The sequence below is a fragment of the Pseudophaeobacter profundi genome, from assembly GCF_029697505.1.
Taxonomy (GTDB): domain Bacteria; phylum Pseudomonadota; class Alphaproteobacteria; order Rhodobacterales; family Rhodobacteraceae; genus Pseudophaeobacter; species Pseudophaeobacter profundi.
In genome coordinates this window covers 396,192-420,557 of the sequence record NZ_JARJEF010000001.1, presented here as the reverse complement: position 1 = coordinate 420,557, position 24,366 = coordinate 396,192, and the positions used below count along the sequence as shown (strand labels likewise).

The window sequence follows — 24,366 nt, the reverse complement described above, 5'->3', positions numbered from 1 at the left end:
GTCAAGTGCAGGCAGGAGCTTGCCGGTTGCCGTATTCTTTCAATCGGGGGCTAGGCCTTTTGCGGTATTGGGGCTAGCAATATCACAGGCTTATCCTGGGTCGACCAGTGGCAGGCTGCCCGGGTATGGCACTGGGCAAAGCGGTGATAGCCAAGGGGAGAAATATGCGATGCGGTTTTCGGGATGGCGGGTGCTCAAAGAGGGGCTGACCGGCAACAGGGGCTGGGGCCCGCAGTGGCGCGACCCGGAGCCCAAGCGCGAATATGACGTGGTGATCATCGGTGGCGGTGGCCATGGGCTGGCCACGGCCTATTACCTGGCCGCGGAACACGGGATCATCAATATTGCGGTGCTGGAAAAGGGCTATCTCGGCGGTGGCAATGTCGGGCGCAATACCACCATCGTGCGGGCCAATTATTATTTGCCGGGAAATTCCGAATTCTATTCCCATTCGCTGCGGCTCTGGGAAGGGTTGGAGCAGGAGCTGAACTACAATGCGATGATGTCGCAGCGTGGCATGATCAACCTGTTTCACAACGATGGCCAGCGCGATGCCATCGTGCGCCGTGGCAATGCCATAATCAATCAGGGCGACGACGCCGAGCTGCTGGACCAAGATGCAGTGCGCAGGCTGGTGCCCTATCTTAATTTCGACAACAACCGTTTCCCGATCATGGGCGGACTGTTGCAGCGCCGTGCCGGGACCGCGCGCCATGATGCTGTGGCCTGGGGCTTTGCCCGTGGCGCCGATATGCGTGGCGTCGATCTCATTCAGAACTGCGAAGTCACCGGCATCGACGTCGAAGGCGGCAGGGTCACCGGGGTGCAGACCGCGCGTGGCCCGATCCGCGCCAAGAAGGTGGCGCTGGCGGCGGCTGGGCGCAGCTCTCAGGTGGCGGCCCTGGCGGGGCTGACGCTGCCAATCGAAAGCCATGTGCTGCAGGCTTTTGTCACCGAAGGGATCAAGCCGCTGGTGGATCATGTAGTCACCTTTGCCGAGGGGCATCTTTATATTAGTCAGTCCGACAAGGGTGGCTTGGTCTTTGGCAGCTATCTGGATTTTTACAGCTCTTACGCGGCGCGTGGCAATCTGCCGATGGTGGAACATACGATGGAAACCTGCCTGGCCATGGTGCCTGCCATCAGCAAGGCGCGGTTGTTGCGCAGTTGGGGTGGGATCATGGATATGACTCCGGATGGATCTCCGATCATTGATCACTCTCCGATTGCGGGGCTCTATCTCAACTGTGGTTGGTGTTACGGCGGGTTCAAGGCGACGCCGGGATCGGGCAATGCCTATGCCCATCTTATCGCGACAGACCGGCCACATGGGGCGGCGGCAAAGTTCCGGTTGGATCGTTTCAGCACAGGCCATGGATTGATGGACGAGGAGGGGACCGGTGCGCAACATAATCTCCACTAGGTTCTTGGGGCTTCGGCTGGATGCCTCCGGCGGAGGTATTTTGGGTAAGATGAAGCAGGAGCGTCAGACATGAGGATCCACTGTCCGCTATGCGGCGCGCGTGATCGCCGGGAGTTTTCCTATAAGGGAGCTGCGCTGGTACGACCGCTTGCGGCGGCTGAGTCGGAGGCCTGGCACGCCTATGTGAACCTGCGGGAAAATCCTGCGGGGCCTTTGGCAGAGCTTTGGTATCACGAGATGGGCTGTGGCAGTTGGCTGCAGGTGACCCGCGATACCGTGAACCATACGGTTTCAGAGGTGGTTCTGGCCCGGGATGCAGCATTGGGGGCGGGCGTATGAGGATTGCTGGCAAGGGGCAGGGCGCGGATGCCAAGACGGTGAACTTCACCTTTAATGGGCGGCATCTGATGGGGCGCGCCGGGGAGACGCTGGCGGCGGCTTTGCTGGCCAATGATATTCATCTGGTGGCCCGCTCGTTCAAGTATCATCGCCCGCGCGGCATTCTGACGGCGGGCAGTGAGGAGCCGAATGCGCTGGTCACGCTGGGCGCAGGTCCGGTGCAGGATCCCAATCAGCGGGCGACCACTCAGGAGCTTTATGAGGGGCTGGAGGCGCGCAGTCAGAATTGCTGGCCCTCGGTCGAGCATGACGTGATGGCGGTCAACAATCTTGCCGCGCCGTTTCTGGGGGCAGGGTTTTATTACAAGACCTTCATGTGGCCTGCGGCCTTTTGGGAGAAGCTTTATGAGCCGATGATCCGTCGCGCGGCGGGGCTTGGGGCCTTGTCGGGGCTGGCGGATACGGACCGCTATGAAAAGGCCTATGGGTTTTGTGATCTGCTGGTGGTTGGTGCCGGGCCTGCGGGGGTGATGGCAGCTTTGACGGCAGGACGCGCGGGTGCGGATGTCTTGCTTCTGGAGGAAGACAGCTGCCTAGGTGGGCGTCTTTTGGCGGAAGAGGAAGAGATTGACGGCAAGCCGGCGCAGATCTGGCTGCAGGAGGCCGAGGCTGAGCTGCAGCAGCTGGACAATGTACGGATCATGCGGCGCACAGCGGTGACCGGGGCCTATGATCACGGCACTTATGGCGCGCTGGAGCGGGTTGGGCATCATCTGCCACGGCAGCATTCGCTGAAGGGCAGCCAGCGCCCGCGGGAGTGTTTCTGGCGTATCGCGGCAAAGCACTGCATCCTGGCGGCGGGGGCGATCGAGCGCCCGGTGGCCTTTCGCAACAATGACCGGCCCGGCATCATGATGGCGGGGGCGGTACGCGCCTATCTCAACCGGTGGGGTGTCGCACCGGGAGAGCGGGTGACGCTGTTTTCCAATAATGATGATGCCCATCGTACCGCCCGCGACCTGGTCGCTGCCGGGGTGCATCTGGCCGCAGTCATCGACAGCCGTCATGATGCGCCCGACAGTGACCTGTATCCGGTGCTGAAGGGGGCGCAGGTCTGCAATACCAGTGGGTCCAAGCGGTTGGAGAGCATCACTGTGCGTTCCGTGCGGGGGGAAGAGCGGATCCAGAGCGATTGCCTTGCCATGTCGGGGGGGTGGAACCCTTCGCTGCATTTGACCTGCCACCTGAATGCGCGGCCCAGTTGGCGGCGAGAGCTGCTTGCCTTTGTGCCGCAGGTCGGCGCGGTGCCGGGGATGCGGGCAGTTGGTGCCTGCAATGGCAGTTTTTCCACCCATGCTGCGCTGCGCGAGGGGGCGGCGGCGGCTGATGCTGTATTGGCAGAGCTTGGGCTGCGAGTGACTGCGGCGGCGCAATTGCCAGAGGCCGAGGATCAACCCTACCGCATTGCGCCGCTTTGGGCGGTGCCGGGCAAGGGGCGGGCCTGGCTTGATTTTCAGAATGACGTCACCGTGAAGGATGTCACCCAGGCGGCGGATGAGAACTTTCGCTCTGTCGAGCATATGAAGCGCTACACCACCCAGGGTATGGCAACCGATCAGGGCAAGAATTCCAATGTGGCGGCCCTGGCGGTGCTGGCAGATGTCACCGGGCGTTCCATCCCCGAGACCGGTACCACGACCTTTCGTCCACCTTTTGTTCCGGTGGCCATCGGTGCCATGGGGGCCGGGGCGGCGGATCAGGGGTTCAAACCGCAGCGCTTTGTACCCTCGCATCTGGTTGCCGAGGAGCGCGGCGCCAGCCAGTTGGAGGTGGGGCTTTGGTACCGTGCGGCCTATTTCCCCAAACCCGGTGAAACCAACTGGCGTCAGGCCTGTGATCGAGAAATCATGTCGGTGCGCCAGTCGGTGGGGGTTTGTGATGTTTCCACCCTGGGCAAGATTGATATCCAGGGACCGGATGCGGCCAAGCTGCTGGATTTCGTCTACACCAACACCTTTAGCACGCTCAAACAGCGGCGCGTGCGCTATGGGCTGATGCTGCGTGAGGACGGGTTTGTCATGGATGATGGCACCTGCGCGCGGTTGGGGGATACACATTATGTGATGACCACCACCACGGCAGCGGCGGGTGAGGTCATGGCGCATCTGGAGTTTATCACCCAGGTGCTGCACCCGGAATGGGATCTGCGCTTTACCTCGGTGACGGAAAACTGGGCGCAGTTTGCCATTGCGGGGCCAAAGTCGCGGCTCCTGCTGAACGATCTGTTGGATCAGCCGCTGGCGCCTGCCGACTGGCCCTTCATGGCCTGTGGTGCGGTTACCGTCGGCGGTATCCAGGGGCGGCTGTTCCGGATCTCTTTCTCGGGAGAAGAGGCCTATGAACTCGCCCTGCCGGCCAGCTACGGCGACAGCCTGTTTCGCACTCTGCTGGAGCGCGCCGAGGCGCTGGGCGGTGGGGCCTATGGGATGGAGGCGTTGAATGTGCTGCGGATCGAGAAGGGTTTTGTCACCCATGCCGAAATCAATGGTACGGTGACGGCGCAGGATCTTGGCATGCAGGCGATGATGTCACAGACGAAGGACTTCATCGGCAAGGCCATGGCACAGCGTCCCGGCCTGGTGGCGCCAGACCGCATGCAGCTGGTCGGACTGAAGCCTATCGGTGCGGTCCAGGAGCTGAGCGCGGGTGCCCATCTGTTTGACCCGGAGGCCCCGGTGGAGCGGATCCAGGATCAGGGCTATGTCACCTCGGTAGGGTTTTCGCCGCTGCTGGGGCATATGATCGCCTTGGGCTTTTTGAAACGGGGCGCATCGCGCATTGGTGATGAGATCCGGCTGGTGGATCACATGCGTGGAATCGATGCGCTGTGTCAGGTGGTGGAACCGGTGTTTTTTGACCCCGAAGGAGAACGGATGCGTGGTTGACCTGCTTGCAAAAACCGCTTGCGACGGCTTGGCGCCGTTGAACATTGGCACTGTCTGCCTGCGGGAGGGGCCGACTGTTCCCATGACGACCCTGGCACCCTATCGCGGCCAGCAGGCGGCGTTGGATGCCGCGTTGCAGGCAGCGCATGGGCTGGGTTTTCCGCCCATTGGTGGCTCTTGTCAGAGTGGCGATGCGCGCGCGCTTTGGTTTGGCCGGGATCTGGGGCTGCTTATGGGGATAGAGCCAGAGGCGACATTGGCGCAATATGCCGCCCTGACGGACCAAAGCCAGGGCTGGGCCGTGATGCAGCTAGAGGGCCAGGGGGGCGAAGAGGTGCTGGCGCGGCTCTGTCCGGTGGATCTGCGGCTTTCGGCCTTTGGTGTCGGTGCGGCCCTGCGCACCGAGGCAAGGCACATGCAGGCGTCAATTTGTCGGATCGAGGAAGATTGCTTTCAGATCATGGTGTTCCGCTCTATGGCGCGAACAATGTACCATGATCTCAAAACAGCGATGGAAGCGTGGGCGGCGCGCGGGTAATCTGCCTCAACCATCAACTGATTCCGGGAGCGATCCATGATCCGCATCACCCTTGCCGCTGCTCTTTTGGCAGCGCCTGCCTATGCAGCTGAAAACAAAGAAGATAGCTGCAAGTACCAGGGCCAAGTCATGGCCGCAGTTCAGGCCGCGCGGCTGGACCGGGTTTCCCAGGCGGATGTGGAGCAGGTCATCCTGGACAGCAACCCAGAGTGGCCCGAGCAATACTCCAAGGCGATCCCGCAGCTGACTGCGCATATCTATGCCATGAAGCGCCGCGATGTGAAGGCAACCGAGTTTGGCCCCCTGATGGAACAGCAATGTCTGGAAAACTGGGATCAGATTCAGGCGATGAAGCAACAACTCAAAACAAACTGATCCCCGGAGCCCGTTTTCCACGGCGGGCTGCCAACCGTGGGTGAAACTGGCAACTGCTGTTGTCGGTTTCTCAGAATGGCCCCTAATTCGCCGACAATACTGTCCCTGTACTGCCCCTGTCGGCACAGCTGAAAACGAACTGATATGTCTTTGACACCTGGATTCATGGATGAATTGCGCAGCCGCGTCAGCATTGCGGATGTTGTCGGGCGCAAAGTCATGTGGGATCAGCGTAAATCCAATGTCGGCAAGGGGGATCTTTGGGCTCCTTGTCCTTTTCATCACGAAAAAAGTGCTTCTTTTCATGTGGATGACCGCAAGGGGTATTATTATTGCTTTGGCTGTCAGGCCAAGGGCGACGCGCTGAAATTCATCCAGGAAACCGAAAATGTCGGTTTTATGGAGGCGGTGGAAATCCTGGCGCGCGAGGCGGGTATGGAACTGCCGGCGCGCGATCCAAAGGCCCAGCAGAAACAGGACCGCCGCACTCTGCTGATTGATGTGATGGAACAGGCCGTGCAGTTCTTCCGCCTGCAACTGAAGACTGGCAATGGCAGCATGGCGCGCAGCTACCTGCAGCGGCGCGGTTTGACGCCACCAGCGCTGGAACGCTGGGAAATCGGCTTCGCGCCGGACGGCTGGCAAAACCTATGGGATCACCTGCGCGGCAAGAATGTGCCCGAAGATCTGATCCTTGCCGCCGGTCTGGCCAAGGCCTCGACCAAGGGGGGCAAGCCCTATGATACCTTCCGCAATCGGATCATGTTTCCGATCCGTGATGCCCGCGGCCGCGCCATTGCCTTTGGTGGTCGCGCCATGGACCCCAATGATAACGCCAAATATCTGAACTCCCCCGAAACGGATCTCTTTGACAAGGGGCGCAGCCTGTATAACCACGCGCCCGCCCGCGCCGCCGCCGGCCGGGGAACGCCGCTGATTGTTGCCGAGGGCTATATGGATGTCATTGCCCTGTCCGAGGGGGGCTTTCAGTCCTCGGTGGCGCCGCTGGGCACGGCGGTGACGGAAAACCAGTTGCAGATGCTGTGGCGCATGGCGGATGAGCCGATCATCGCGCTGGATGGTGATACCGCCGGGCTGCGCGCCGCGATGCGGGTGATCGACCTGGCGCTGCCGCTGTTGCAGGCGGGGAAATCGCTGCGTTTTGCCATCATGCCGGATGGGCAGGATCCGGATGATCTGATCAAGGCCAAAGGCCCCGAAGCGGTGCAGGCGGTGCTGGATCAGGCGATGCCGATGGTCAAGCTGCTGTGGCAGCGCGAAACCGAAGGCAAGGTGTTTGACAGCCCCGAGCGCAAGGCGGCGCTGGACAAGGCACTGCGTGAAAAGATCAAACTGATCCGGGACCCTTCGATCCGCAAACACTATGGCGATGATATTCGTGATCTGCGTTGGGAACTGTTTCGCGGTAATCGTCCCGAAGGCGCGGACCGTGATTTTCTTACCCCACCGGGCGGTGACAGCTGGAAGAGCGGCAGCGGCAAATTTGGCCGCAAGGGCGGCTTTGGCGATGGCACGCGCAAGCCCTGGAAGGGGCAGGGGGCAACACCTGCGCCCATGGCCAGCACCCGCAGTTCTGTCGTGGTGGCGGCTGATGACGCTGGCCTTGTTCGGGTGCGCCAAGCCGTGGTACTGGCGGTGGCCATTTCAACGCCAGATGTGATTGGGGAATTTGAAAGCAACCTGGAGAGGATGCCCTGCCAGGATCCCGATCTCGGGCGGCTGCGCGATCAGGTCTTGCGCTATGGTATTGATGCACCACAGACCCTGAAACAGCGCATCCTGGAAAACCTTGGCCCCCAGGCCCTTGAAAATCTGATGACCCTTGGCCATGTGGCTATTATCCCCTGCCTGCGCAGGCCCAGTGATTTTGACGCCGCGCGCCAAACCCTGGCCGAAGAATTCGCCAAACTGGAGGCCGTGCTGGGATTGGATGCTGAACTTGCCGAGGCCGAAGAGGACCTGACTGGCTTGGCGGATGAAGCCTTGACCTGGCGCCTGAAACAGGCGGCAGAGGCGCGAAACCGAGCCGTACGCAGTGAAAACGAGGACAAGGCCAACTTTGATGTGGGCGAAAACGGCGCGCGCCTCGACCGCGAGGAACTCGACGCTTTTGGCGCCCTTTTGGACAGGATTGGCTTCTCTGAGAAGTGATTCGTGGCATCCGCGAGTCGTTTTGCTAAGGAAGAGCCAAAGAAAATTCGCTAAACCGGGTGACGAATCACACGATCGCGCTAATGATTCGGCATCCGAATCGCCCAGCCTCTTAGGGAGCAATGAATGGCCGCCAAAGATAACGACGACCGTAAGCCTGACGATCAGGACGCTGAAATCACGCTGGATATGAGCCAGGCCGCGGTCAAGAAGATGATCGCTGAAGCCCGTGAGAAAGGCTACATCACTTATGATCAGCTGAACCAGGTGCTGCCGCCCGATCAGGTCAGCTCGGAGCAGATCGAAGATGTGATGTCGATGCTGTCCGAGATGGGCATCAATATCATCGAAGATGAAGAAGTCGACGAGGACGACCAGAAAGGGTCAACCGAACTGGTCTCTGCCGATAGCCCGCGTGAGGTTGCGGTTGCTGGTACTGCTTCGGAAAAACTGGATCGTACCGATGACCCCGTGCGCATGTACCTGCGCGAGATGGGCACCGTCGAACTGCTAAGCCGCGAAGGCGAAATTGCCATCGCCAAGCGGATCGAGGCTGGTCGCAACACCATGATTGCGGGCCTGTGCGAAAGCCCGCTGACCTTTCAGGCCATCACTATCTGGCATGATGAACTTCTGTCCGAAGACATTCTGCTGCGCGATGTGATCGACCTTGAGGCGACCTTTGGCAATCAGCTGGATGAAGAGGGAGACGCGGAAGAACCGGTGGTTCCGGTAACGCCGGGGGCTGCTCCGGCAGCCCAGCCTGCCAAGGATACCGGACCCGAACTCGACGCGGACGGCAACCCGATTGCCGATGACGATGAAGATGACGAAGACGAGCAGGCCAATATGTCCCTCGCCGCGATGGAAGCGGCGCTGAAGGATCGCGTTCTTACCACATTGGAGCGGATCTCGACCGATTTTTCCCAGCTATCGGAAATGCAGGACAGCCGGATTTCGGCCACCCTGAACGAAGACGGCTCTTTCACCAAGGGCGACGAGGCAACCTATCAGTCCCTGCGCTCTGAAATTGTTGAGCTGGTGAACGGGCTGCATCTGCATAACAACCGGATTGATGCGCTGATCGACCAGCTGTACGGCATCAACCGTCGGGTCATGCAGATTGACAGTTCCATGGTGAAGCTGGCCGACCAGGCCCGCATCAACCGTCGTGAATTTGTCGAGGCCTATCGTGGCCGAGAACTGGATCCGAACTGGCTGACGGAAATGGGCGAAAAGCCGGGCCGTGGCTGGCAGATGTTCATCGAGCGTTCGACCGAAAAGGTCGAAGAGCTGCGCGCCGACATGGCGCAGGTGGGCCAGTACGTCGGTCTGGATATCTCGGAATTCCGCCGCATCGTGCAGCAGGTGCAAAAAGGCGAAAAAGAGGCCCGTCAGGCCAAGAAGGAAATGGTCGAGGCCAACCTGCGTCTCGTGATCTCCATCGCCAAGAAATACACCAACCGCGGGTTGCAATTCCTTGACCTCATTCAGGAAGGCAACATCGGCCTGATGAAGGCGGTGGACAAATTTGAATACCGTCGCGGCTATAAGTTCTCGACCTATGCGACGTGGTGGATTCGTCAGGCGATCACCCGCTCGATCGCCGATCAGGCGCGCACCATCCGTATTCCGGTGCATATGATCGAAACCATCAACAAGCTGGTGCGCACCGGCCGTCAGATGCTGCACGAGATCGGCCGCGAGCCGACGCCGGAAGAGCTGGCCGAAAAGCTGCAAATGCCGCTGGAAAAGGTCCGCAAGGTGATGAAAATCGCCAAGGAGCCGATCTCTCTCGAAACCCCGATCGGGGACGAGGAAGACAGCCAGCTGGGCGATTTCATCGAGGACAAGAATGCCGTGTTGCCTTTGGACAGCGCCATTCAGGAAAACCTCAAGGAAACCACCACCCGCGTGCTGGCGTCGCTCACCCCGCGTGAAGAACGGGTTCTGCGGATGCGCTTCGGCATCGGCATGAACACCGACCACACGCTGGAAGAGGTCGGCCAGCAGTTCAGCGTGACCCGTGAACGGATCCGCCAGATCGAGGCCAAGGCGCTCAGGAAGCTGAAGCACCCCAGCCGCTCGCGCAAACTGCGCAGCTTCCTTGATCAATAAGTTCAGAAGGCGCTCCCGTTGGGGCGCCTTTTTTCTATGAATGCGGGCGCCAACGCGTGGGCTAAGAATTGCCTGCTCAATTGGAAACGTTCGGCCAATTGAGCAGCCCAGCGTCGCCGCTGGGCGTACCTGGGGATAGCTGCCTGAACGATGTCGATACCCATATAAGTGTCTCCAGACCTAGCGCAGAGCTTCTGGCTACAGACCTCATCGTCTTTGATGGGGAATGTGTGCTGTGTTCGCGTTTCTTGCGCTTCATGCTGCGCCATGACAGGGCGCAGCGCTTTTCCTTTGCCACGGCGCAGTCAGACCTGGGCCAGCGACATTTCCGCGAGCTGGGCCTGCCGCAGGACAGGTTTGAAACCATGCTGGTGGTTGTGGGTGGCCAGACCTATCAGCGGCTGGATGCCTTTGCTGCCGCAATGCGGGCTTTGCCGGGGGGCTGGCCTTTGCTTGGGATATGCCGCTTCCTGCCCGCCCGTGTTAAAGATCTGCTGTATCATGCTGTGGCCCGAAATCGGTATCGCCTGTTTGGCCGCCACAGCGCCTGTCTGGTGCCGGATGCGGATTTGCAGGCGCGGTTTCTCGATTGGGTCCCGGCAGGGGCGGTGCCGGTCGCAAAGCCCGGGCGCGACGGGGACACCTCAAGTTAACCATTCGTTAACCTTTCCCCTTGTCGCGGGGCCGTTGGCGCGTTTACACTCTTCTTGCACTTGTTGTCTTACATGCACCGCCTTTGGGGGACCGATGTCTGCAAATCAAAACCTGACCACGGCGCTGGAAGCGCTGGAAGCGCTGGAAGATCAGCTCAGAACGCTGCAAACTCTGACCAATGCCAATGAATTCATGGTTGCCGCGCTGAAAGAACAGGGCGATGCCCTCAAGTCGATGGAGCCGGAACCGGCGCGCGATTTGCTGCGCTCGCAGGCGCGTGAACGGTTCAGCCAGGATCATGGCAGCGCCCCGGATGAGGCAGTTCTGAGTATCCTGGAGCAAAGCCTGGGTAAGGGGCTGGGCGCAGAAATTATTCCGTTTCCCGGCCCGGCTGCGCGGAAAGCGGACTAGGCCTGAATTGTCGCGCGGCAAATGCCGGTTGAATGCCTCTTGGCGTGATGGCGCATTGCATGCGCATTTTGCCAGTCCTGCTGTGTTCTCGGGGGTGTTCCCCTTGGAACACGCGGGCTTTTTTCCTATGTATGTGGCAAGCAAGGGAAAATGATTGATGAAAAAGCAACTTATCGCCACCGCATTGACCGCAGCCCTATTGGTGCCTGTCAGCGCTGAGGCCTTTACCACACCGCGTGGCGTGCGGGTGAACCCAGTGGATGATGTGGTCTTTGAAGTCATTCCGAAAAGCTCTGGCAGCTATGGTGATTTCTGGTGTGGCGCATCGGAATATGCCCGCCGGGTCAAGGGGGCAGGCTGGCGTGATCTGGTCTATGTGGTGCGCGGGCGCGGCGACAGTGTTACCACGGGGCGGCGTTCTGCAGCGCAATTCACCCTGTCACCCGACAAGGTCGATCTTCCCCCTGCGCCACAGGGATGGCTGGCCCTCGGGATCAAGCCGGGTGATCGTATGTCGGTGCAACAGGCCCGCAACTATTGTGATCAGTTTCCGGTTCGATCCAACTGATCTGGCCAAAAAGATGTTGAAATGATTTCCCACGCCCTAAATGATCAGCTGCAAGGGGAACGACGCAACGTGCCCCGGTGTTGATTTGGGGGCTACAATGAAATGTGCCACAACAACGGCTGTCGTCGGTTCAGGCGGTTGGTCAGTCCGCTTTAAGGTGGCCCTGTGCTGCGCGGTTGGCCTGACCCTTGCGGCCCCGGCAGAGGCCTTTACCTCCAGAGATGGCAGCCGGGTCAATCCTGTATCTGATGCGATTTTTGAAGTTATCCCGCGCAGTGGCGGCGCAGGGCGGCTGTACTGGTGCGGGGCGGCAGATTACGCCCTGCGTGCGCATAAGGCCCCCTGGCAGGCACAGCTGACCATTTCACGGGCGCTCGCTGCGAGCGAGACAACAAACCGGCGCTCGGCGGTGCAGTTCACCCTGCAGCCCGCGCTGGTTGATGGATTGGAGGCGCGCCCATACGGCAGCGTCAATGGGTTGGCGCGGGGCGATACCATGTCGGTGCGCGATGCGTTTGATCTATGCAATCAGCTGCCGGTCGGATTTTGATGGCTGGCATGATGGGCAAAGGGGCAGGTGGCGCAGGCTGGACGTGCGATCTGGTCCTATACCGATCTGACACCAACTGGCGTGATGCCAAGGGGGAACTGTGAGAAACAACATGCGAACGAGGCTGCGCAAAGGTACAACGCGGGCAGCTATCCTGCTTTTTCTGGGCGGGGTTCCGATGGGGGCACAGGCCTGGTGGGCCTGGAACCGACATGAGGTCTTTCCGGTTTCCGAGGGCGTCTGGGAGGTCGTCAGTCAGGTTGGATCTGGGGCGCAGGATTATTGGTGCGGGATTGGCGATTTTGCCCTGCGCGAGCTGCGCACCAAGGCAACCCAGCGGATCTACATCTGGCAAGGCATCGGGCCTTCGGTGACCCGACCGGGCCGCAAATCGGTTCAGTTTTCGCTGACGCCGCCACCGGGCGGCGACACCCAGCCGCGCCTGTCGCTGAGCGTGAAGGCCGTTGGTGATAACCTGAATGCGGCGACGGCGCGCAACTATTGCACCGACCGGCTGGAAGATCTGTTCTATCCCATTAACTGACAGCGTGACCGGGGCAGTGGTTCTGTAGCATGCAGCATGAATTTGAAATCCGCACCCAGGGTGCTGGTCTCTACGAGTGTACCGCGGATCTGCGGCACTGGTTGGCCGGTGTTGGCGGGCTCCGTTCGGGGCTTCTGACGCTGTTTGTGCGCCATACTTCCTGTTCACTTCTGATCCAGGAAAACGCCGACCCCGAGGTGCAAACAGATCTGCAGGCCTTTTTTAGCCGGTTGGTGCCCCCTTCGGATCATCCCTCGATGCGCTATCTGCGCCATACCTATGAAGGCCCTGATGATATGCCTGCCCATATCAAGGCGGCGATGATGCCGGTGAGCCTGTCGATCCCGTTCAGCGACGGTAGCCTGGGCCTGGGCACCTGGCAGGGCGTCTATCTGTTTGAACACCGCCAAGCGCCCCACCAGCGCAAAATTCTGGCGCATCTCAGCGCGTGACTTGGCTGATTTAGCGGTTGAATTTCTCCTCTACCCAATTCCTAGCGGCTGCCCTATAGTTGTGGATAAATGTGCGCAACTAAGCACAATTAACGGGTATTGGGATAAGGGGATCGGCAAATGCGCTGTCCGTTTTGCGGGAATATCGACACTCAAGTAAAGGACTCGCGTCCCGCCGAGGATCACGTTTCGATCCGTCGGCGCAGGTTTTGTCCGGCCTGTGGCGGTCGCTTCACGACCTATGAACGGGTGCAGTTGCGCGATTTGGTCGTGGTGAAAACCAACGGCAAGCGGGAAGATTTCGACCGGGACAAACTTGAACGCTCGATCCGTATTTCAATGCAGAAACGCCCCATCGACCCAGAGCGGATCGACCAGATGATCTCTGGTATTGTGCGGCGGTTGGAAAGCATGGGCGAGACGGATATCTCTTCCAGCAAGATTGGTGAAATCGTGATGGAAGCCCTGGCCCGGATTGATACGGTGGCCTATGTGCGCTTTGCCAGCGTTTACAAGAATTTCCAGGCTGCGGATGACTTCGAAGATTTTGTCCATGAGCTGCGCCCTGATGTCCCTGGTGATTAACCTAGGCTAAGAGGGCCGACACTGACGACACGCAGCAGGCCCGGGGCTTGCTGCGTTTTTTCTGCGGGCTATTGTTACCCCTATGATCCGGTTGCGGGGGCAGGGGAACTCGGCCTGATGCTGCACTTCTCATCACTGGGGTGTGGGGCTATGTAGGGGCAAGATCAAAAATAGGCGGTGATCAGGTGGCAGATACAGATACACGGTATATGGCGTTGGCGCTGTCGTTGGGGCGGCGGGGGCTGGGCAATTGCTGGCCCAACCCGGCGGTTGGCTGTGTGCTGGTGCGCGAGGGACGGATTGTCGGCCGCGGCTGGACCCAGCCCGGCGGCCGCCCCCATGCCGAGGTCGAGGCGCTGACCCAGGCCGGAGAGCTGGCACGGGGTGCTACAGCCTACGTCACGCTGGAACCCTGTTCGCATCAGGGCAAGTCTCCGCCCTGCGCCGACGCGCTGATCAAGGCGGGGATTTCGCGACTGGTCGCGGCGATTGGTGATAGTGATCCGCGGGTTTCAGGCCAAGGGTTTGAGAGGCTGCGCCAAGCCGGGATCGCGGTCACTGTCGGGGTTCTGGCAGAGGAGGCCGCGCGCGATCACGCTGGGTTTTTCTTCAAGACGGAACTGGGCCGCCCCTTGGTGACGCTGAAGCTGGCCAGCAGTTTTGATGGCCGTATCGCCACAGGATCTGGCCAGAGCAAATGGATAACCGGTCCCGAGGCCCGCCGTGAAGTCCATGCCATGCGGGCGCGTCACGATGCGGTCATGGTCGGGGCTGGTACGGCGCGGGCGGATGATCCGTCGCTGACGGTGCGCGATCTTGGCGCTGCCCATCAGCCGGTGCGGGTGGTGGTGTCACGGCACCTCGATCTGCCGTTGATCAGTAAATTGGCCACCTCTGCCGCAGAGGTGCCGTTGTGGCTGTGCCATGGCGCTGGCGCTGATGTTGAACGCAGGCAGGCCTGGGAAGGGCTTGGCGCGCGGCTGCTGCCCTGTGCCAGCCGCGGTGTTCAGTTGGATCCACAGGACCTGTTGCAACAGCTGGGCCACGCCGGGCTGACGCGGCTCTTTTGTGAAGGTGGCAGCGCGCTTGCGGCCTCGCTCTTGGCTTTTGATCTGGTGGATGAGCTGATTGGCTTTACCGCTGGGCTGGGTATTGGTGCCGAAGGTCTGCCGTCGATTGGCGCGCTGGGGCTACATAGTCTGGAAGCCGCAAGCCGGTTTGATCTGATCGAGACCCGCGCGGTTGGCGGCGATGTGCTGCACCGCTGGCGCCGCCCGACCTAACGCTGCCTGACCTGACACTGCCCTGCCTGTTGCGACGTGACCTGCGGCATCACAGGGGCTAGGGCATGGCGGGCAAAAGTGGGGACCGGATTTGAGCGGCCAAAACAGGTGACATCGGATGAACGCGGCTAGCTTTAGCCACGTCGCCATAGATGCGCATAGGTGGCAAAGGCCCCTTGAAGTTTGGCCAGCCCCCGGTTGCCCAGCCCCGCCTGTGGCAGGGCGCCAGATATCAGCCGCTCGACCACCACTTCGGGCGGGCAGGGTTGGCGTGTGACCGGATCAAAATAGCGCGGATAATCAATCAGAACCGCATGTGCCAGCCCCAACAGATCTGGGCGGGCCTGGCGCCAGGGCGGGGCGGGGCGGTGGTCCCGTGTCAGCCCCCAGCCGGCATAAAAGGGCAGACCCAGGGTGGTTACCTTGATGCCGCGCAGCAGTGCTTCAAACCCCAGCAATGAGGTCATGGTCCAGACCTCTTGCACCACATCCAGCAGCGCCATGGCATCGCAGTTGCTGGCCACCACATCGGCAAGCCCCTCGGGGATCCCTTTTGCTGTCAGGCCGCCGTTGCGCAGGCCTGCTTCGACATCGGGATGGGGTTTATAGATTATGATGGCCTTTGGGTTGGCCTTACGGGTGGCGCGCAGCAACGCCAGGTTGGTATTGATGCGGCCACATCCGGCAGTGATCGAAGCATCGTCTTCCACCTGACCTGGCACCAGAATGCAATGCCCGGCGGGCAGATCGGGCAGGTTGGTCTGCATATCGGTCAGGTTGTATTTTGACAGGCTGTGGCGGATCAGCTGCTGGACCAGGGCTTCGGCGCGCATGGCCTCAGCCGGGCCAAGATCGGCGCGTTGCGTGATCAGGTCATCCAGATCACTGGGCTGGCGCGGATCGTAGTAGATGCCCTGCCGGTCCACCACCAACGAGAGCGGCGGCACCAGATCGGCCCCCAAACCGCGCGAGCGCAGAAAGCCATCCTCGACCCGGCTGGCCCCGGCATGGGTTTCGGCATCGGCCTTGCTGGCCCAGACCATCCAGTTGCGGCCGGTCTTGCGTGCGGTTTCACAGTCTTCGGTGAAATGTAGTTTCTTGTGCTGGCCAAAGAAGCCCTGCAGCGGTTTGCGTTTCCACAGCCGCATGCCCGAGGCGCTCCAGCCGGCGCGATCCTGACGCCAGGCGCGGGTGCTGGCCTCCAACGTGTCGATCACCCGCTCCAGTTGACAAAGCTGATCACTAAAGGGGTCGTACCAGGTTGGATAGAGAAACATCGCACCAGAAAACAATTGCGCCCGCGTCAGCCTGCGTTGGCGGCGCGCCAGGGGCTCTTCGTCTTCGGTCAGGCCCCAGCCGGCATAGAAGGGCTGGCCAAAGACGCGGGGCCTGTGCCCGGCCAGGATGGCCTCGAACCCCAGTTGAGACGAAACGGTATAGACCGCAATCGCCCCTTCCAGCAGCGGCCAGGGGGAAACCGGTGCGCTGAACATCTCTATCCGGCCCTGGGCGTCCTTGTTGGTGAAATGCCCCGGTCTCTTGCCGGCAGCTGTTTCCGGGTGGGTCTTGATCAAAATGCGCGCGCCGGGGTGTTCTTGCTGCGCAAAGACCAGCATCTCGCAAAAGCGGGCGCGGTTGGCCTTGGAGGCGGTCACGGAGGCATCGCCGCGCAGCTGGTCCACCACCAATACATAGCCGGGATCCGGCACCGGCGCGCTGGCGGAAAAGGCGTTGTATTTGCTGAGGTGGGCATCTTCTATACGGCCAATGGCGTTGCGGGCGCGGCGCATCATCTGGCTGTCGTCCAGCGGGTGCGTCGCCAGAATCTCCTCCAGATCAGAGGGTTGCGCGGGATCAAAATGCACCCCCTTGCGATCCAACAGCAGCCCCAGAGGGGGCTCTTTGCTGGCGCGGCCTGGGTGGATCGAGCGCAGGAAGGCGTCTTCGACATGCAGCAGGCTGACACCGCGTTTTTCGGCGACGGCCCGGCCGCGATGGGCGGTGGGAGAGTTGCCCCAGATGCCGACCAGATCGTCTTGCTGTGGCAGGCCGAGGCGGGTGTGATAGCCCGCCAGATCCAGAATGCGCCGAATTCGGGGTTGGGTGAGAAAGCCACCATTGTAAACAAAAAGCCGGGAGCCTTGGCTCCCGGCTTGGGGTCTGTCTGTCTGTCTGGTCATATGCTCAGCCGCCAAACAAGGTATCCACACTGGCAAGTGGCGTCAGCGGGCTGGCCAGGAGCGAGATCGTCTTGGTCCACTGTGCATAGGGCGCTTCGGTTACATAGAGGGTGTCTTCGTCGCGGACCACAAAGTCGCGCGCAATAAACAAACCGTTGGGTTGGGTTAGATTCAGCACATAGACCATACGCTGGGCGCCGATCAGGTCGTCCCGGCCCAGCACCTGATTGGCAATGGCGGCTGGTTCGTTGCGGAAGATAAACACCCCAGTCGGATCAGAGCTGGTTGAAATCAATCCGCCCACCTGGGCAATCGCCTCAAGCGCCGAAAGATCCTGACTTTCAAATGGTACCCGCGCCTGGGCGCTGGTTGCCCCAAGGGCGGTGAAAGAGCGGCTGTCTGATTCCACCAGAATGCGGTCTCCGCCGCGCAGGGCGATGTCCAGCTCGGGGTGGTTGAACAGATCCTGGAACCAGATCTTGCCCTGCTGTTCGCCACGGATCACCGTCACTTGGGCAATTTCGGGTTCGATTGCGACGCCACCGGCGCGCGCCAGCATGGTTGACAGGGTGCGGGTGGGGCGTTCAATTGGATAGACACCCTGGCCACCGACGGCACCGGTCAGGCTGACGGTAGAGCCATCGCCTGCCACGCGGCGCACCTGAACCTGTGGGTCCGGTGTCTGATCTTCGAGCTTCGCGGTTATGACCTCCCGCAGTTGTTCGGGGGTATTGCCAGAGGCGCGCAGGCGCCCGGCATAGGGCACAAAGATATAACCCGCACTATCCACCTGCACCTCTTCGAGTGCGGTGGCATTGGTGGCTTCATTGGCTAGCAACCCGTCATCGACGTTTTCCCAGATGGTCAGCCCCAGCACATCGCCAGGGCGGATGGTATCGGAGGTGAGCTGACCAGCCGTCACAAAGCCGTCGGAAAATCCAAGGGCGGGAACCACAGCGGTGGCACGGGTAACACGGTCATTGACGGATACGATAAAGGCGTCGCCTTCTTTCTGAACCGACCCCGCAAATATTTGGCGTTTACTGGGGCCGACTTTTGGCAAGCTACAAGACGCCGCCAGCGTCAGTGCAGCAAGAATCGCCACGGGCCGCACCCAGGAAAGAGGGACGTTTTTCACTGCTCGGTCTCCTCGACCTATTATTGTTTTGCCTCAGTTTTTTGGAAAGACTAGTGCAGTTTTCTGATAAAATCCAGTGTTGCAGTCAGCGCGCTTAATTGACCACAGACAACTGTTGCCGAGGGGCCGCTGTGCCATGGCGCAGTGCATCATAGGGATCATGCGGCGACAGCATCATGTCCACCACATGACGCAGCAGTTGCCGCCGTCCTGAGCGCGAATAATATCCCCCCGGCACCTGCGAGGTTTCCAGCAGGTAGCGGCGATATTCTTTATAGGCGCGATTGTCGGGGCGGGCAGGGCCTGCAAAGAACTGTGCCAGTGGCTGATCCGAGGTGAATTCAGCCTTGTCATACACCGCCGCGCCAAACACCTTGAGCGGAATACCGCGCCACAGAACCTGCTGACCGGCGGTTGAGTTCACCGTGACGGCGGTGCGGGCCTCGTTCAGCAGCGCGGCCAGCTTGCCGCCGCGCACATAGTGGATCCGGTCTTGAATACCATGCATCCGCGCGAGGCGCCGCAGTTCCTGTCGGATGGGGCTGCGGCCATCCTCAAGCGGGTGGGCCTTGATCACCAGATGGTGGTGACGTGGTGCCCCGGCAGCAAAGCCGATGATCACCTCGGTCAGGAAATCGGTCATGCTGTCAAAGGGGGAATGCATCTGGAATGAACTGTCATGGGCCAGTTGCAGCAACGCCAGGTGATAGGGAAATCCACCATTGCGGATGCGGCGGGTGGCCAGCCGCCGTTCCAGTGCCTGTGCAGGCATCAGGATCAACCGTTTGAGGTGGAGCTGAAATTCGCGGGTAACCGGCAGCGCGCGATGCGGTTGAAAGTTTCGGTACTTGCGGTTCCAGAACATCACAAACCAGTGGTACAGCGCGCCGTAGAACACATGCTGGCGCATGTCCCCCCAATGGGCCGGTGGCAGCGGCGCCTCGAGGTCTGAACGCGCCAGTGCTGTCTGCATTTCAGCCACATCGGTTTGCATCAGGCGCGAATGCCCATTGGTCCCCTCGCGCTCATAGGTCACCCAATAGGGGCGCAGGTAGCCCTCTTCAAACACATGGACCCGCAGGCCGCAGGCGCGGGCGGCTGCGATGGCCTGGGCGTGGATCGGGCGGGTATCGCCATAAAGTACGATATCGGTGATGCCCTTGTCGCGGCAGGTCTGCTCAAAAAACGGCTGCCAGTCCGACAGCGTATCGCGAAAGGGAATGTATTGCGCGCGGTTGCGCCAGAAAGCCTGATCGCCGGCATTGAATCCAATGCGCCAGACGCCGCAGCCTGCGGTGCGCAGCATCTTGCCCAAAGCGTTGAAGAACGGTCCGTGCGGCCCCTGCAGGAACAGGAAAATGCGTCTATCTTGGCTATGGGCTTGCATCAGGGCACAAAAACATTCTGAGTTTAGGATCTGGTTTGCCTAGCAGGGCACTGGGGCGAAACTATGGCTGGCACTACTGCGGCCTGCCCCGTGCCATAGCGGCTTGCGCGGGCCATCGCAATCTATTGCGCCGGGTGCCGCGTGTTTGCAGGGGCAGGGGCCTTGTCGCGGCCTGTCGGCTCGGCTACCTCTGGGCCAGGATCCCTGCCGCAACCATAGGAGAGCAGCCAGATGTTCACCGGTATTATCACTGACATTGGAACCATTGCCCAGCTTGATCAGCAGGGCGACCTGCGCGCGCGGATCACCACCGGCTATGACACTGCAGGCATTGATCTGGGCGCCTCTATCGCGTCGGATGGGGTTTGCCTGACGGTGATCGAGCTGGGCTCTGATTGGTACGATGTGCAGATCTCGGCTGAAACGGTGTCCAAGACCAATATTGGAGCCTGGACGGTTGGCAAACGGGTGAACCTTGAACGTGCGCTCAAGGTCGGCGATGAGCTGGGCGGGCATATCGTTTCGGGCCATGTCGATGGTGTTGCCGAGGTTGTGGCGATGCAGGAAGAGGGTGATAGCACCCGTGTGACCCTGCGCGCCCCGGCTGCGCTGGCGCGGTTTATCGCCCCCAAGGGATCGGTTGCGCTGAATGGCACCTCGTTGACGGTGAACGATGTGACAGGCTGCGACTTTGGCATCAACTTCATCCCCCATACCAAAGAGGCGACCACATGGGGGGATGTGGCGCTGGGCGATCAGGTGAATTTGGAAATCGACACCCTCGCCCGCTATGTTGCACGTCTGAACGAGGCAGGCTGACGCCACCGCTTGTGGGGCTGGCCTTTGCATCACGACTGGGCTATTTCGCCTATGTACCCCGATGGGCGATGGGCTCTGCGGGCATCTGTAGTGAAAGGCTGTGAACATGAGCTTTGAAACACCGGGGCCGGTCGAGGCCCGTTTGCGCGCGGCGATCAGCCCGATTGAAGAGATCATCACAGAGGCCCGTGAGGGGCGGATGTTCATTCTGGTCGATCACGAAGACCGAGAGAACGAAGGCGATCTGGTGATCCCGGCGCAGGCTGCAGATGCAACTGCCATCAACTTCATGGCAACCCACGGACGCGGCCTGATCTGTCTGACATTGCCTGCCGAACGTATCGAGGCGCTGGGCTTGCCGATGATGGCGATGCATAATTCCTCGCGCCATGAGACCGCCTTTACCGTGTCGATCGAGGCGCGCGAAGGCGTGACCACAGGCATCTCTGCGGCGGATCGTGCGCTGACAGTGGCCACCGCGATTGATCCAGAAAAAACTGCGGCTGATATTGCCACGCCGGGCCATGTCTTTCCGCTGCGCGCCCGCCGCGGTGGCGTGTTGCAACGGGCAGGCCATACCGAAGCGGGCTGCGATGTGGCGCGCCTGGCCGGGCATTATCCTGCCTCGGTGATCTGCGAGATCATGAATGAGGATGGCACCATGGCGCGGCTGCCCGATCTGGTGGATTATGCGGAAAAGCACGGGCTGAAGATTGGCACTATTTCCGATCTGATCACCTATCGTTCACGCAATGACAATCTGGTGGTGGAAACAAGCCGCAGCACCGTGACCTCTGAATTTGGTGGTGACTGGGAGATGCGGCTGTTCACCGATCAGATTCACGGTGTTGAGCATGTGGTGCTGATCAAGGGTGATATCTCCAGTGGTGGTCCGGTGCTGACCCGCACCCATGCGCTGCACGAAGCCTCGGATGTTCTGGGGCTTGGCCCCAAGCCGGTGCGCGAACTGCCCCGCGCGATGGAACTGATCGCAGATGAAGGGCGCGGTGTCGTCTGCCTGTTCCGCGAGCCACGCCATGCGCTCTATGCGCCCGAAGATGAAGGCCCGCGTACCATCAAGCAAACCGGTCTTGGGGCGCAGATCCTGTCAGAGCTGGGGTTGGATGAGCTGGAGCTTTTGACGGATTCGCCTGCCACCACCTATCTTGGGCTTGATGCCTATGGGCTGTCCATCGTAGGCACCCGCCCGATCCTGAAGGAGTCCTGATATGGCCGGACACGAACAGCACTACATCATGCCGCGCCCCGAATTTGACAAACCGGTCAAGCTGGCCATTGTCATATCGCCCTACTACAAGGACATCGCCGACAATATGCTGGCAGGGGCGCAGGCCGAGATCGAAGCCGTTGGCGGCAGCTTTGAAGTGATCGAAGTTCCCGGCGCGTTGGAAATTCCAACCGCGATCGCCATTGCCGACCGGAAATCAAACTTTGATGGGTTTGTGGCACTGGGCTGCGTTATTCGCGGTGAAACCACCCACTACGATACGGTCTGCAATGACAGCAGTCGCGCCATTCAATTGCTTGGCCTGCAGGGGCTGTGCATCGGCAACGGTATCCTGACGGTGGAAAATCGCAAACAGGCCGAGGTGCGCGCCGATCCCGATGATCAAAACAAGGGGGGCGGCGCGGCTGCTGCAGCCTTGCATCTTATTGCGCTGACGCGTAAGTGGGGCGCCCAGACCAAGGGAGTCGGCTTCAAGGCGCCTTCCGAAGCCATTCAGCTGGCTGGCACAGAAAACGGACCCCGCACAGCATGACCCATTCGGACAGCGCCCCCAAGGGCAATGGCAAAACTCAGATGAAATCCGCCGCCCGGCTATATGCCGTTCAGGCACTGTTTCAGATGGAACACAGCGATCTGACCTTTGACAAGGTGATTGCGGAATTTGAAAATCATCGCTTTGGTGCCACCTATGACGGCGATGAAATGGCCGAGGGTGACACTGGCCTGTTTCGCAAGTTGTTGAAAGATGCGGTGAATTTTCAGGCGAAGATTGACCAGATGACCGATCGCGCCCTGGTAGCGAAATGGCCCATCGACCGGATCGACCCCACCCTGCGGGCGCTGTTTCGCGCTGCCGGGGCCGAATTCACCCAGTCGCAAACGCCGCCCAGGGTGGTGATCAACGAATTTGTAGATATCGCCCGCGCCTTCTTTCCCGAAGGCAAAGAGCCAAAATTCGTCAATGCAGTGCTGGATCATATGGCCCGCGAGGCAAAGCCCGAAGCTTTTTAACGGGCCGTTCACACCCGGAAAAAACACACGGATGCGCGCCCCTTGGGGCGCGTTTTTGCTTTCGGCCATTTCCCGCCTGTATGATACAAGCGCTGGACCTTGCAGGGCAGAGTGCTAGAGTATCCATTGAAACATGGATGAGGTGGTCATGCCCAAGCTGGTGAAACTCTACATCAAGAATGTTGTCATTGGATTTGCGATCGCGGCAGGCTTTGTGGCGATGTTGCTCTGGTTCAATGTCATGAATCTCTGGGGGCTGGTCAGCCAGTCCAGCGACGGTATTCTGGCGGTCTTTCTGCTGTGGTTCATGAACGGAATCGTCTTTGCCGGGGTGCAGTTTGCCTGGGTGATCATGGCGATGGCGAAAAAGGACAGCGGCCCCCGTGGTGGCACGCCTATCGCCCATTCGTTTGAGCCGATCCGCATCAAGGCAGAGGCCCCATCGCCGCAAAACCGCCCGCGTCAGCGTCGCCGCTAGGCTGCCCTAGGGGCCAGCATCTGGACCGACTTGCGGGCGTTGCCTTTGTGTGGCGATGTTTGCTTGAAAATAAACCATGAAAACCGCGCATCGATGTTCCGGTGCTGCGGTTTTTTTACGGCTCGGCCGTGTGTTTCGCGGCGGTTGATCATGACTGGTCGCGCCTTGCGCGCTGCCGTGATGTTCAATGCGGGATGAGGGAATGTGACGGGACCACCAAACAGACGTGCGGTTTTGATTCCCGGGGACCTGTATGTACAGGTGGGCACCAGATAAACGGACCAGGGTCCGAACAGAGCCAGCTCCCGTGGAATTGCTTAAGGCCACTGGAATGCTGCCGGTCACTGAAAGGGCAGAACCCGCCACGCCCTGTAGGTAGTACCCCGCTGTCGGCAAAGCAAGGGGCAGAGGGAAATCAGTTGATCACTATGGGCGCGCTATGGAAAGCCGCTGAGGCTGGACAGCTGGCTTTCTGGTTTGTCTGGTGCGGTCCTGGCCGACTGCAAGATTTCGTTTCAGCCGGTGACCAGGCGTGCTGCCTGGGCCGCCGCACGTAGTTCTTCGGCAATTTCTTCGGCTTCTTCCGGATCAAAATCCATTGGGATCTCGACGCCATCGGCCTCAATAAACAGTCGCACCATGCCCAGGTCGGTTGGACCGATCTGCATGTTTGCTTCGATGTCGCGTTCGCTATTGATACCCATTTTGCACTCCTGTCGCGGCGGCCTATTGCCAGTCTTGGTGCTAGCCCGCGCAAGCGTGAAAGGCAAGCCGCCACAGCGGGCAGCGCGGACAGGCAGGCTTGCGTCGTCAGTCACTTGGTCGCAACGGAAGGGCAAGCTGGGTTGAAAACTGGCGCGGGGGCGCTGCTTGGCCCCGTAGACGAGAATTTCATCAAACAAAGCTGGAAACTTGTGATATAATCCCCTTGCGCTTCGGTTTTCTCTAGGCTAAATCGCCCCCAGTGCCGCCTTAGCTCAGTAGGTTAGAGCGCCTGATTGTGGATCAGGAGGTCCCCCGTTCGAGCCGGGGAGGTGGTACCATCCCCCCATACTTGTTGTATTTGCAGACGGATGCCCGGCTAGGTGGGTGCATGGCCAGGTTCGCTGTCAGGCCGACTGGCAATAGGGCAGACCGGCCAGAGACA

The 24,366-nt window shown here is 60.3% G+C and carries 24 protein-coding genes and 1 tRNA gene; 21 read left to right on the top strand and 4 right to left on the bottom strand.

Going from position 1 to position 24,366, the window contains the following annotated elements:
• Positions 1 to 169: 169 nt before the first annotated feature.
• The 15 genes from P2081_RS01965 to ribD all read left to right on the top strand — a co-directional run bounded on the left by P2081_RS01965 (position 170) and on the right by ribD (position 14,957).
• Positions 170 to 1,423 (top strand): sarcosine oxidase subunit beta family protein, encoded by a 1,254-nt coding sequence (locus tag P2081_RS01965; protein ID WP_278921185.1) that lies wholly within the window; start codon positions 170 to 172, stop codon positions 1,421 to 1,423.
• Between the two features lie 69 nt (positions 1,424 to 1,492).
• Positions 1,493 to 1,762: a sarcosine oxidase subunit delta gene (locus P2081_RS01960; protein ID WP_278921184.1), complete on the top strand. Its 270-nt coding sequence runs from the start codon at positions 1,493 to 1,495 to the stop codon at positions 1,760 to 1,762.
• Positions 1,759 to 4,707 carry a sarcosine oxidase subunit alpha family protein gene (locus P2081_RS01955; protein ID WP_278921183.1) on the top strand — a complete coding sequence of 983 codons (2,949 nt, stop codon included), beginning with the start codon at positions 1,759 to 1,761 and terminating at the stop codon, positions 4,705 to 4,707. The genes P2081_RS01960 and P2081_RS01955 overlap by 4 nt, the downstream gene beginning before the upstream one ends.
• Positions 4,700 to 5,245, top strand: a complete 546-nt coding sequence (locus P2081_RS01950) for a sarcosine oxidase subunit gamma (RefSeq protein WP_278921182.1) — start codon at positions 4,700 to 4,702, stop codon at positions 5,243 to 5,245. The genes P2081_RS01955 and P2081_RS01950 overlap by 8 nt, the downstream gene beginning before the upstream one ends.
• 36 nt (positions 5,246 to 5,281) lie before the next feature.
• The gene (locus tag P2081_RS01945) at positions 5,282 to 5,620 is read left to right on the top strand and encodes a hypothetical protein (RefSeq protein WP_278921181.1); all 339 of its coding nucleotides are present in this window, start codon (positions 5,282 to 5,284) and stop codon (positions 5,618 to 5,620) included.
• 144 nt (positions 5,621 to 5,764) lie between these two features.
• On the top strand, positions 5,765 to 7,792 hold the full coding sequence (dnaG, locus tag P2081_RS01940) for a DNA primase (RefSeq protein ID WP_278921180.1): 2,028 nt from the start codon (positions 5,765 to 5,767) through the stop codon (positions 7,790 to 7,792).
• A 126-nt stretch (positions 7,793 to 7,918) separates the two neighbouring features.
• Positions 7,919 to 9,910 (top strand): RNA polymerase sigma factor RpoD, encoded by a 1,992-nt coding sequence (rpoD, locus tag P2081_RS01935; protein ID WP_278921179.1) that lies wholly within the window; start codon positions 7,919 to 7,921, stop codon positions 9,908 to 9,910.
• Between the two features lie 98 nt (positions 9,911 to 10,008).
• Positions 10,009 to 10,563 carry a thiol-disulfide oxidoreductase DCC family protein gene (locus tag P2081_RS01930; RefSeq protein WP_313790315.1) on the top strand — a complete coding sequence of 185 codons (555 nt, stop codon included), beginning with the start codon at positions 10,009 to 10,011 and terminating at the stop codon, positions 10,561 to 10,563.
• A gap of 94 nt (positions 10,564 to 10,657) precedes the next feature.
• The gene (locus P2081_RS01925) at positions 10,658 to 10,975 is read left to right on the top strand and encodes a hypothetical protein (protein ID WP_278921178.1); all 318 of its coding nucleotides are present in this window, start codon (positions 10,658 to 10,660) and stop codon (positions 10,973 to 10,975) included.
• 157 nt (positions 10,976 to 11,132) lie between these two features.
• Complete coding sequence (locus P2081_RS01920) at positions 11,133 to 11,543, top strand: hypothetical protein (protein ID WP_278921177.1); 411 nt, start codon at positions 11,133 to 11,135, stop codon at positions 11,541 to 11,543.
• A 97-nt stretch (positions 11,544 to 11,640) separates the two neighbouring features.
• Positions 11,641 to 12,093 (top strand): hypothetical protein, encoded by a 453-nt coding sequence (locus P2081_RS01915; protein ID WP_278921176.1) that lies wholly within the window; start codon positions 11,641 to 11,643, stop codon positions 12,091 to 12,093.
• A 112-nt stretch (positions 12,094 to 12,205) separates the two neighbouring features.
• The gene (locus tag P2081_RS01910; RefSeq protein ID WP_278921175.1) at positions 12,206 to 12,637 is read left to right on the top strand and encodes a hypothetical protein; all 432 of its coding nucleotides are present in this window, start codon (positions 12,206 to 12,208) and stop codon (positions 12,635 to 12,637) included.
• 29 nt (positions 12,638 to 12,666) lie between these two features.
• Entirely contained in the window at positions 12,667 to 13,089 is a 423-nt protein-coding gene (locus P2081_RS01905; protein WP_278921174.1) for a secondary thiamine-phosphate synthase enzyme YjbQ, read from the top strand.
• A gap of 120 nt (positions 13,090 to 13,209) precedes the next feature.
• Positions 13,210 to 13,674, top strand: a complete 465-nt coding sequence (gene nrdR, locus P2081_RS01900) for a transcriptional regulator NrdR (protein WP_278921173.1) — start codon at positions 13,210 to 13,212, stop codon at positions 13,672 to 13,674.
• A 185-nt stretch (positions 13,675 to 13,859) separates the two neighbouring features.
• Positions 13,860 to 14,957 (top strand): bifunctional diaminohydroxyphosphoribosylaminopyrimidine deaminase/5-amino-6-(5-phosphoribosylamino)uracil reductase RibD, encoded by a 1,098-nt coding sequence (gene ribD, locus P2081_RS01895; RefSeq protein ID WP_278921172.1) that lies wholly within the window; start codon positions 13,860 to 13,862, stop codon positions 14,955 to 14,957.
• 134 nt (positions 14,958 to 15,091) lie between these two features.
• Here the strand turns inward: ribD and P2081_RS01890 are convergent, their stop codons facing one another.
• The 3 genes from P2081_RS01890 to P2081_RS01880 all read right to left on the bottom strand — a co-directional run bounded on the left by P2081_RS01890 (position 15,092) and on the right by P2081_RS01880 (position 19,662).
• Complete coding sequence (locus P2081_RS01890) at positions 15,092 to 17,137, bottom strand: capsule polysaccharide biogenesis protein (RefSeq protein ID WP_278921171.1); 2,046 nt, start codon at positions 17,135 to 17,137, stop codon at positions 15,092 to 15,094.
• Positions 17,138 to 17,141: 4 nt separating this feature from the next.
• A complete protein-coding gene (locus P2081_RS01885) occupies positions 17,142 to 18,275 on the bottom strand; it encodes a polysaccharide biosynthesis/export family protein (protein ID WP_278921170.1) in 1,134 nt (377 codons plus the stop codon).
• A 94-nt stretch (positions 18,276 to 18,369) separates the two neighbouring features.
• Entirely contained in the window at positions 18,370 to 19,662 is a 1,293-nt protein-coding gene (locus P2081_RS01880) for a capsule polysaccharide biogenesis protein (RefSeq protein ID WP_278921169.1), read from the bottom strand.
• A gap of 231 nt (positions 19,663 to 19,893) precedes the next feature.
• Between P2081_RS01880 and P2081_RS01875 the strand changes: the two genes are divergently transcribed.
• The 5 genes from P2081_RS01875 to P2081_RS01855 all read left to right on the top strand — a co-directional run bounded on the left by P2081_RS01875 (position 19,894) and on the right by P2081_RS01855 (position 23,219).
• On the top strand, positions 19,894 to 20,481 hold the full coding sequence (locus tag P2081_RS01875; protein ID WP_278921168.1) for a riboflavin synthase: 588 nt from the start codon (positions 19,894 to 19,896) through the stop codon (positions 20,479 to 20,481).
• 106 nt (positions 20,482 to 20,587) lie between these two features.
• Positions 20,588 to 21,709 (top strand): 3,4-dihydroxy-2-butanone-4-phosphate synthase, encoded by a 1,122-nt coding sequence (gene ribB, locus P2081_RS01870; protein WP_278921167.1) that lies wholly within the window; start codon positions 20,588 to 20,590, stop codon positions 21,707 to 21,709.
• Between the two features lies 1 nt (position 21,710).
• On the top strand, positions 21,711 to 22,262 hold the full coding sequence (locus P2081_RS01865; protein ID WP_278921166.1) for a 6,7-dimethyl-8-ribityllumazine synthase: 552 nt from the start codon (positions 21,711 to 21,713) through the stop codon (positions 22,260 to 22,262).
• Positions 22,259 to 22,741, top strand: a complete 483-nt coding sequence (gene nusB / locus P2081_RS01860) for a transcription antitermination factor NusB (RefSeq protein ID WP_278921165.1) — start codon at positions 22,259 to 22,261, stop codon at positions 22,739 to 22,741. The genes P2081_RS01865 and nusB overlap by 4 nt, the downstream gene beginning before the upstream one ends.
• Positions 22,742 to 22,889: 148 nt before the next feature.
• Positions 22,890 to 23,219, top strand: a complete 330-nt coding sequence (locus tag P2081_RS01855; protein ID WP_278921164.1) for a hypothetical protein — start codon at positions 22,890 to 22,892, stop codon at positions 23,217 to 23,219.
• A 515-nt stretch (positions 23,220 to 23,734) separates the two neighbouring features.
• Here P2081_RS01855 and P2081_RS01850 read toward each other — a convergent pair.
• Entirely contained in the window at positions 23,735 to 23,923 is a 189-nt protein-coding gene (locus P2081_RS01850; protein WP_278921163.1) for a DUF6324 family protein, read from the bottom strand.
• Between the two features lie 262 nt (positions 23,924 to 24,185).
• Here P2081_RS01850 and P2081_RS01845 point away from each other — a divergent pair.
• Positions 24,186 to 24,262: transfer RNA gene (locus P2081_RS01845), tRNA-His, on the top strand.
• Positions 24,263 to 24,366: the final 104 nt, after the last annotated feature.

Coding starts and splice junctions, on each gene's coding strand:
- P2081_RS01965 (WP_278921185.1), top strand. CDS start 170: ATGCGGTTTTCGGGATGGCGGGTGCTCAAAGAGGGGCTGACCGGCAAC.
- P2081_RS01960 (WP_278921184.1), top strand. CDS start 1,493: ATGAGGATCCACTGTCCGCTATGCGGCGCGCGTGATCGCCGGGAGTTT.
- P2081_RS01955 (WP_278921183.1), top strand. CDS start 1,759: ATGAGGATTGCTGGCAAGGGGCAGGGCGCGGATGCCAAGACGGTGAAC.
- P2081_RS01945 (WP_278921181.1), top strand. CDS start 5,282: ATGATCCGCATCACCCTTGCCGCTGCTCTTTTGGCAGCGCCTGCCTAT.
- dnaG (WP_278921180.1), top strand. CDS start 5,765: ATGTCTTTGACACCTGGATTCATGGATGAATTGCGCAGCCGCGTCAGC.
- rpoD (WP_278921179.1), top strand. CDS start 7,919: ATGGCCGCCAAAGATAACGACGACCGTAAGCCTGACGATCAGGACGCT.
- P2081_RS01925 (WP_278921178.1), top strand. CDS start 10,658: ATGTCTGCAAATCAAAACCTGACCACGGCGCTGGAAGCGCTGGAAGCG.
- P2081_RS01920 (WP_278921177.1), top strand. CDS start 11,133: ATGAAAAAGCAACTTATCGCCACCGCATTGACCGCAGCCCTATTGGTG.
- P2081_RS01915 (WP_278921176.1), top strand. CDS start 11,641: ATGAAATGTGCCACAACAACGGCTGTCGTCGGTTCAGGCGGTTGGTCA.
- P2081_RS01910 (WP_278921175.1), top strand. CDS start 12,206: ATGCGAACGAGGCTGCGCAAAGGTACAACGCGGGCAGCTATCCTGCTT.
- P2081_RS01905 (WP_278921174.1), top strand. CDS start 12,667: ATGCAGCATGAATTTGAAATCCGCACCCAGGGTGCTGGTCTCTACGAG.
- nrdR (WP_278921173.1), top strand. CDS start 13,210: ATGCGCTGTCCGTTTTGCGGGAATATCGACACTCAAGTAAAGGACTCG.
- P2081_RS01890 (WP_278921171.1), bottom strand. CDS start 17,137: ATGACCAGACAGACAGACAGACCCCAAGCCGGGAGCCAAGGCTCCCGG.
- P2081_RS01880 (WP_278921169.1), bottom strand. CDS start 19,662: ATGCAAGCCCATAGCCAAGATAGACGCATTTTCCTGTTCCTGCAGGGG.
- P2081_RS01875 (WP_278921168.1), top strand. CDS start 19,894: ATGTTCACCGGTATTATCACTGACATTGGAACCATTGCCCAGCTTGAT.
- ribB (WP_278921167.1), top strand. CDS start 20,588: ATGAGCTTTGAAACACCGGGGCCGGTCGAGGCCCGTTTGCGCGCGGCG.
- P2081_RS01865 (WP_278921166.1), top strand. CDS start 21,711: ATGGCCGGACACGAACAGCACTACATCATGCCGCGCCCCGAATTTGAC.
- nusB (WP_278921165.1), top strand. CDS start 22,259: ATGACCCATTCGGACAGCGCCCCCAAGGGCAATGGCAAAACTCAGATG.
- P2081_RS01855 (WP_278921164.1), top strand. CDS start 22,890: ATGCCCAAGCTGGTGAAACTCTACATCAAGAATGTTGTCATTGGATTT.
- P2081_RS01850 (WP_278921163.1), bottom strand. CDS start 23,923: ATGGGTATCAATAGCGAACGCGACATCGAAGCAAACATGCAGATCGGT.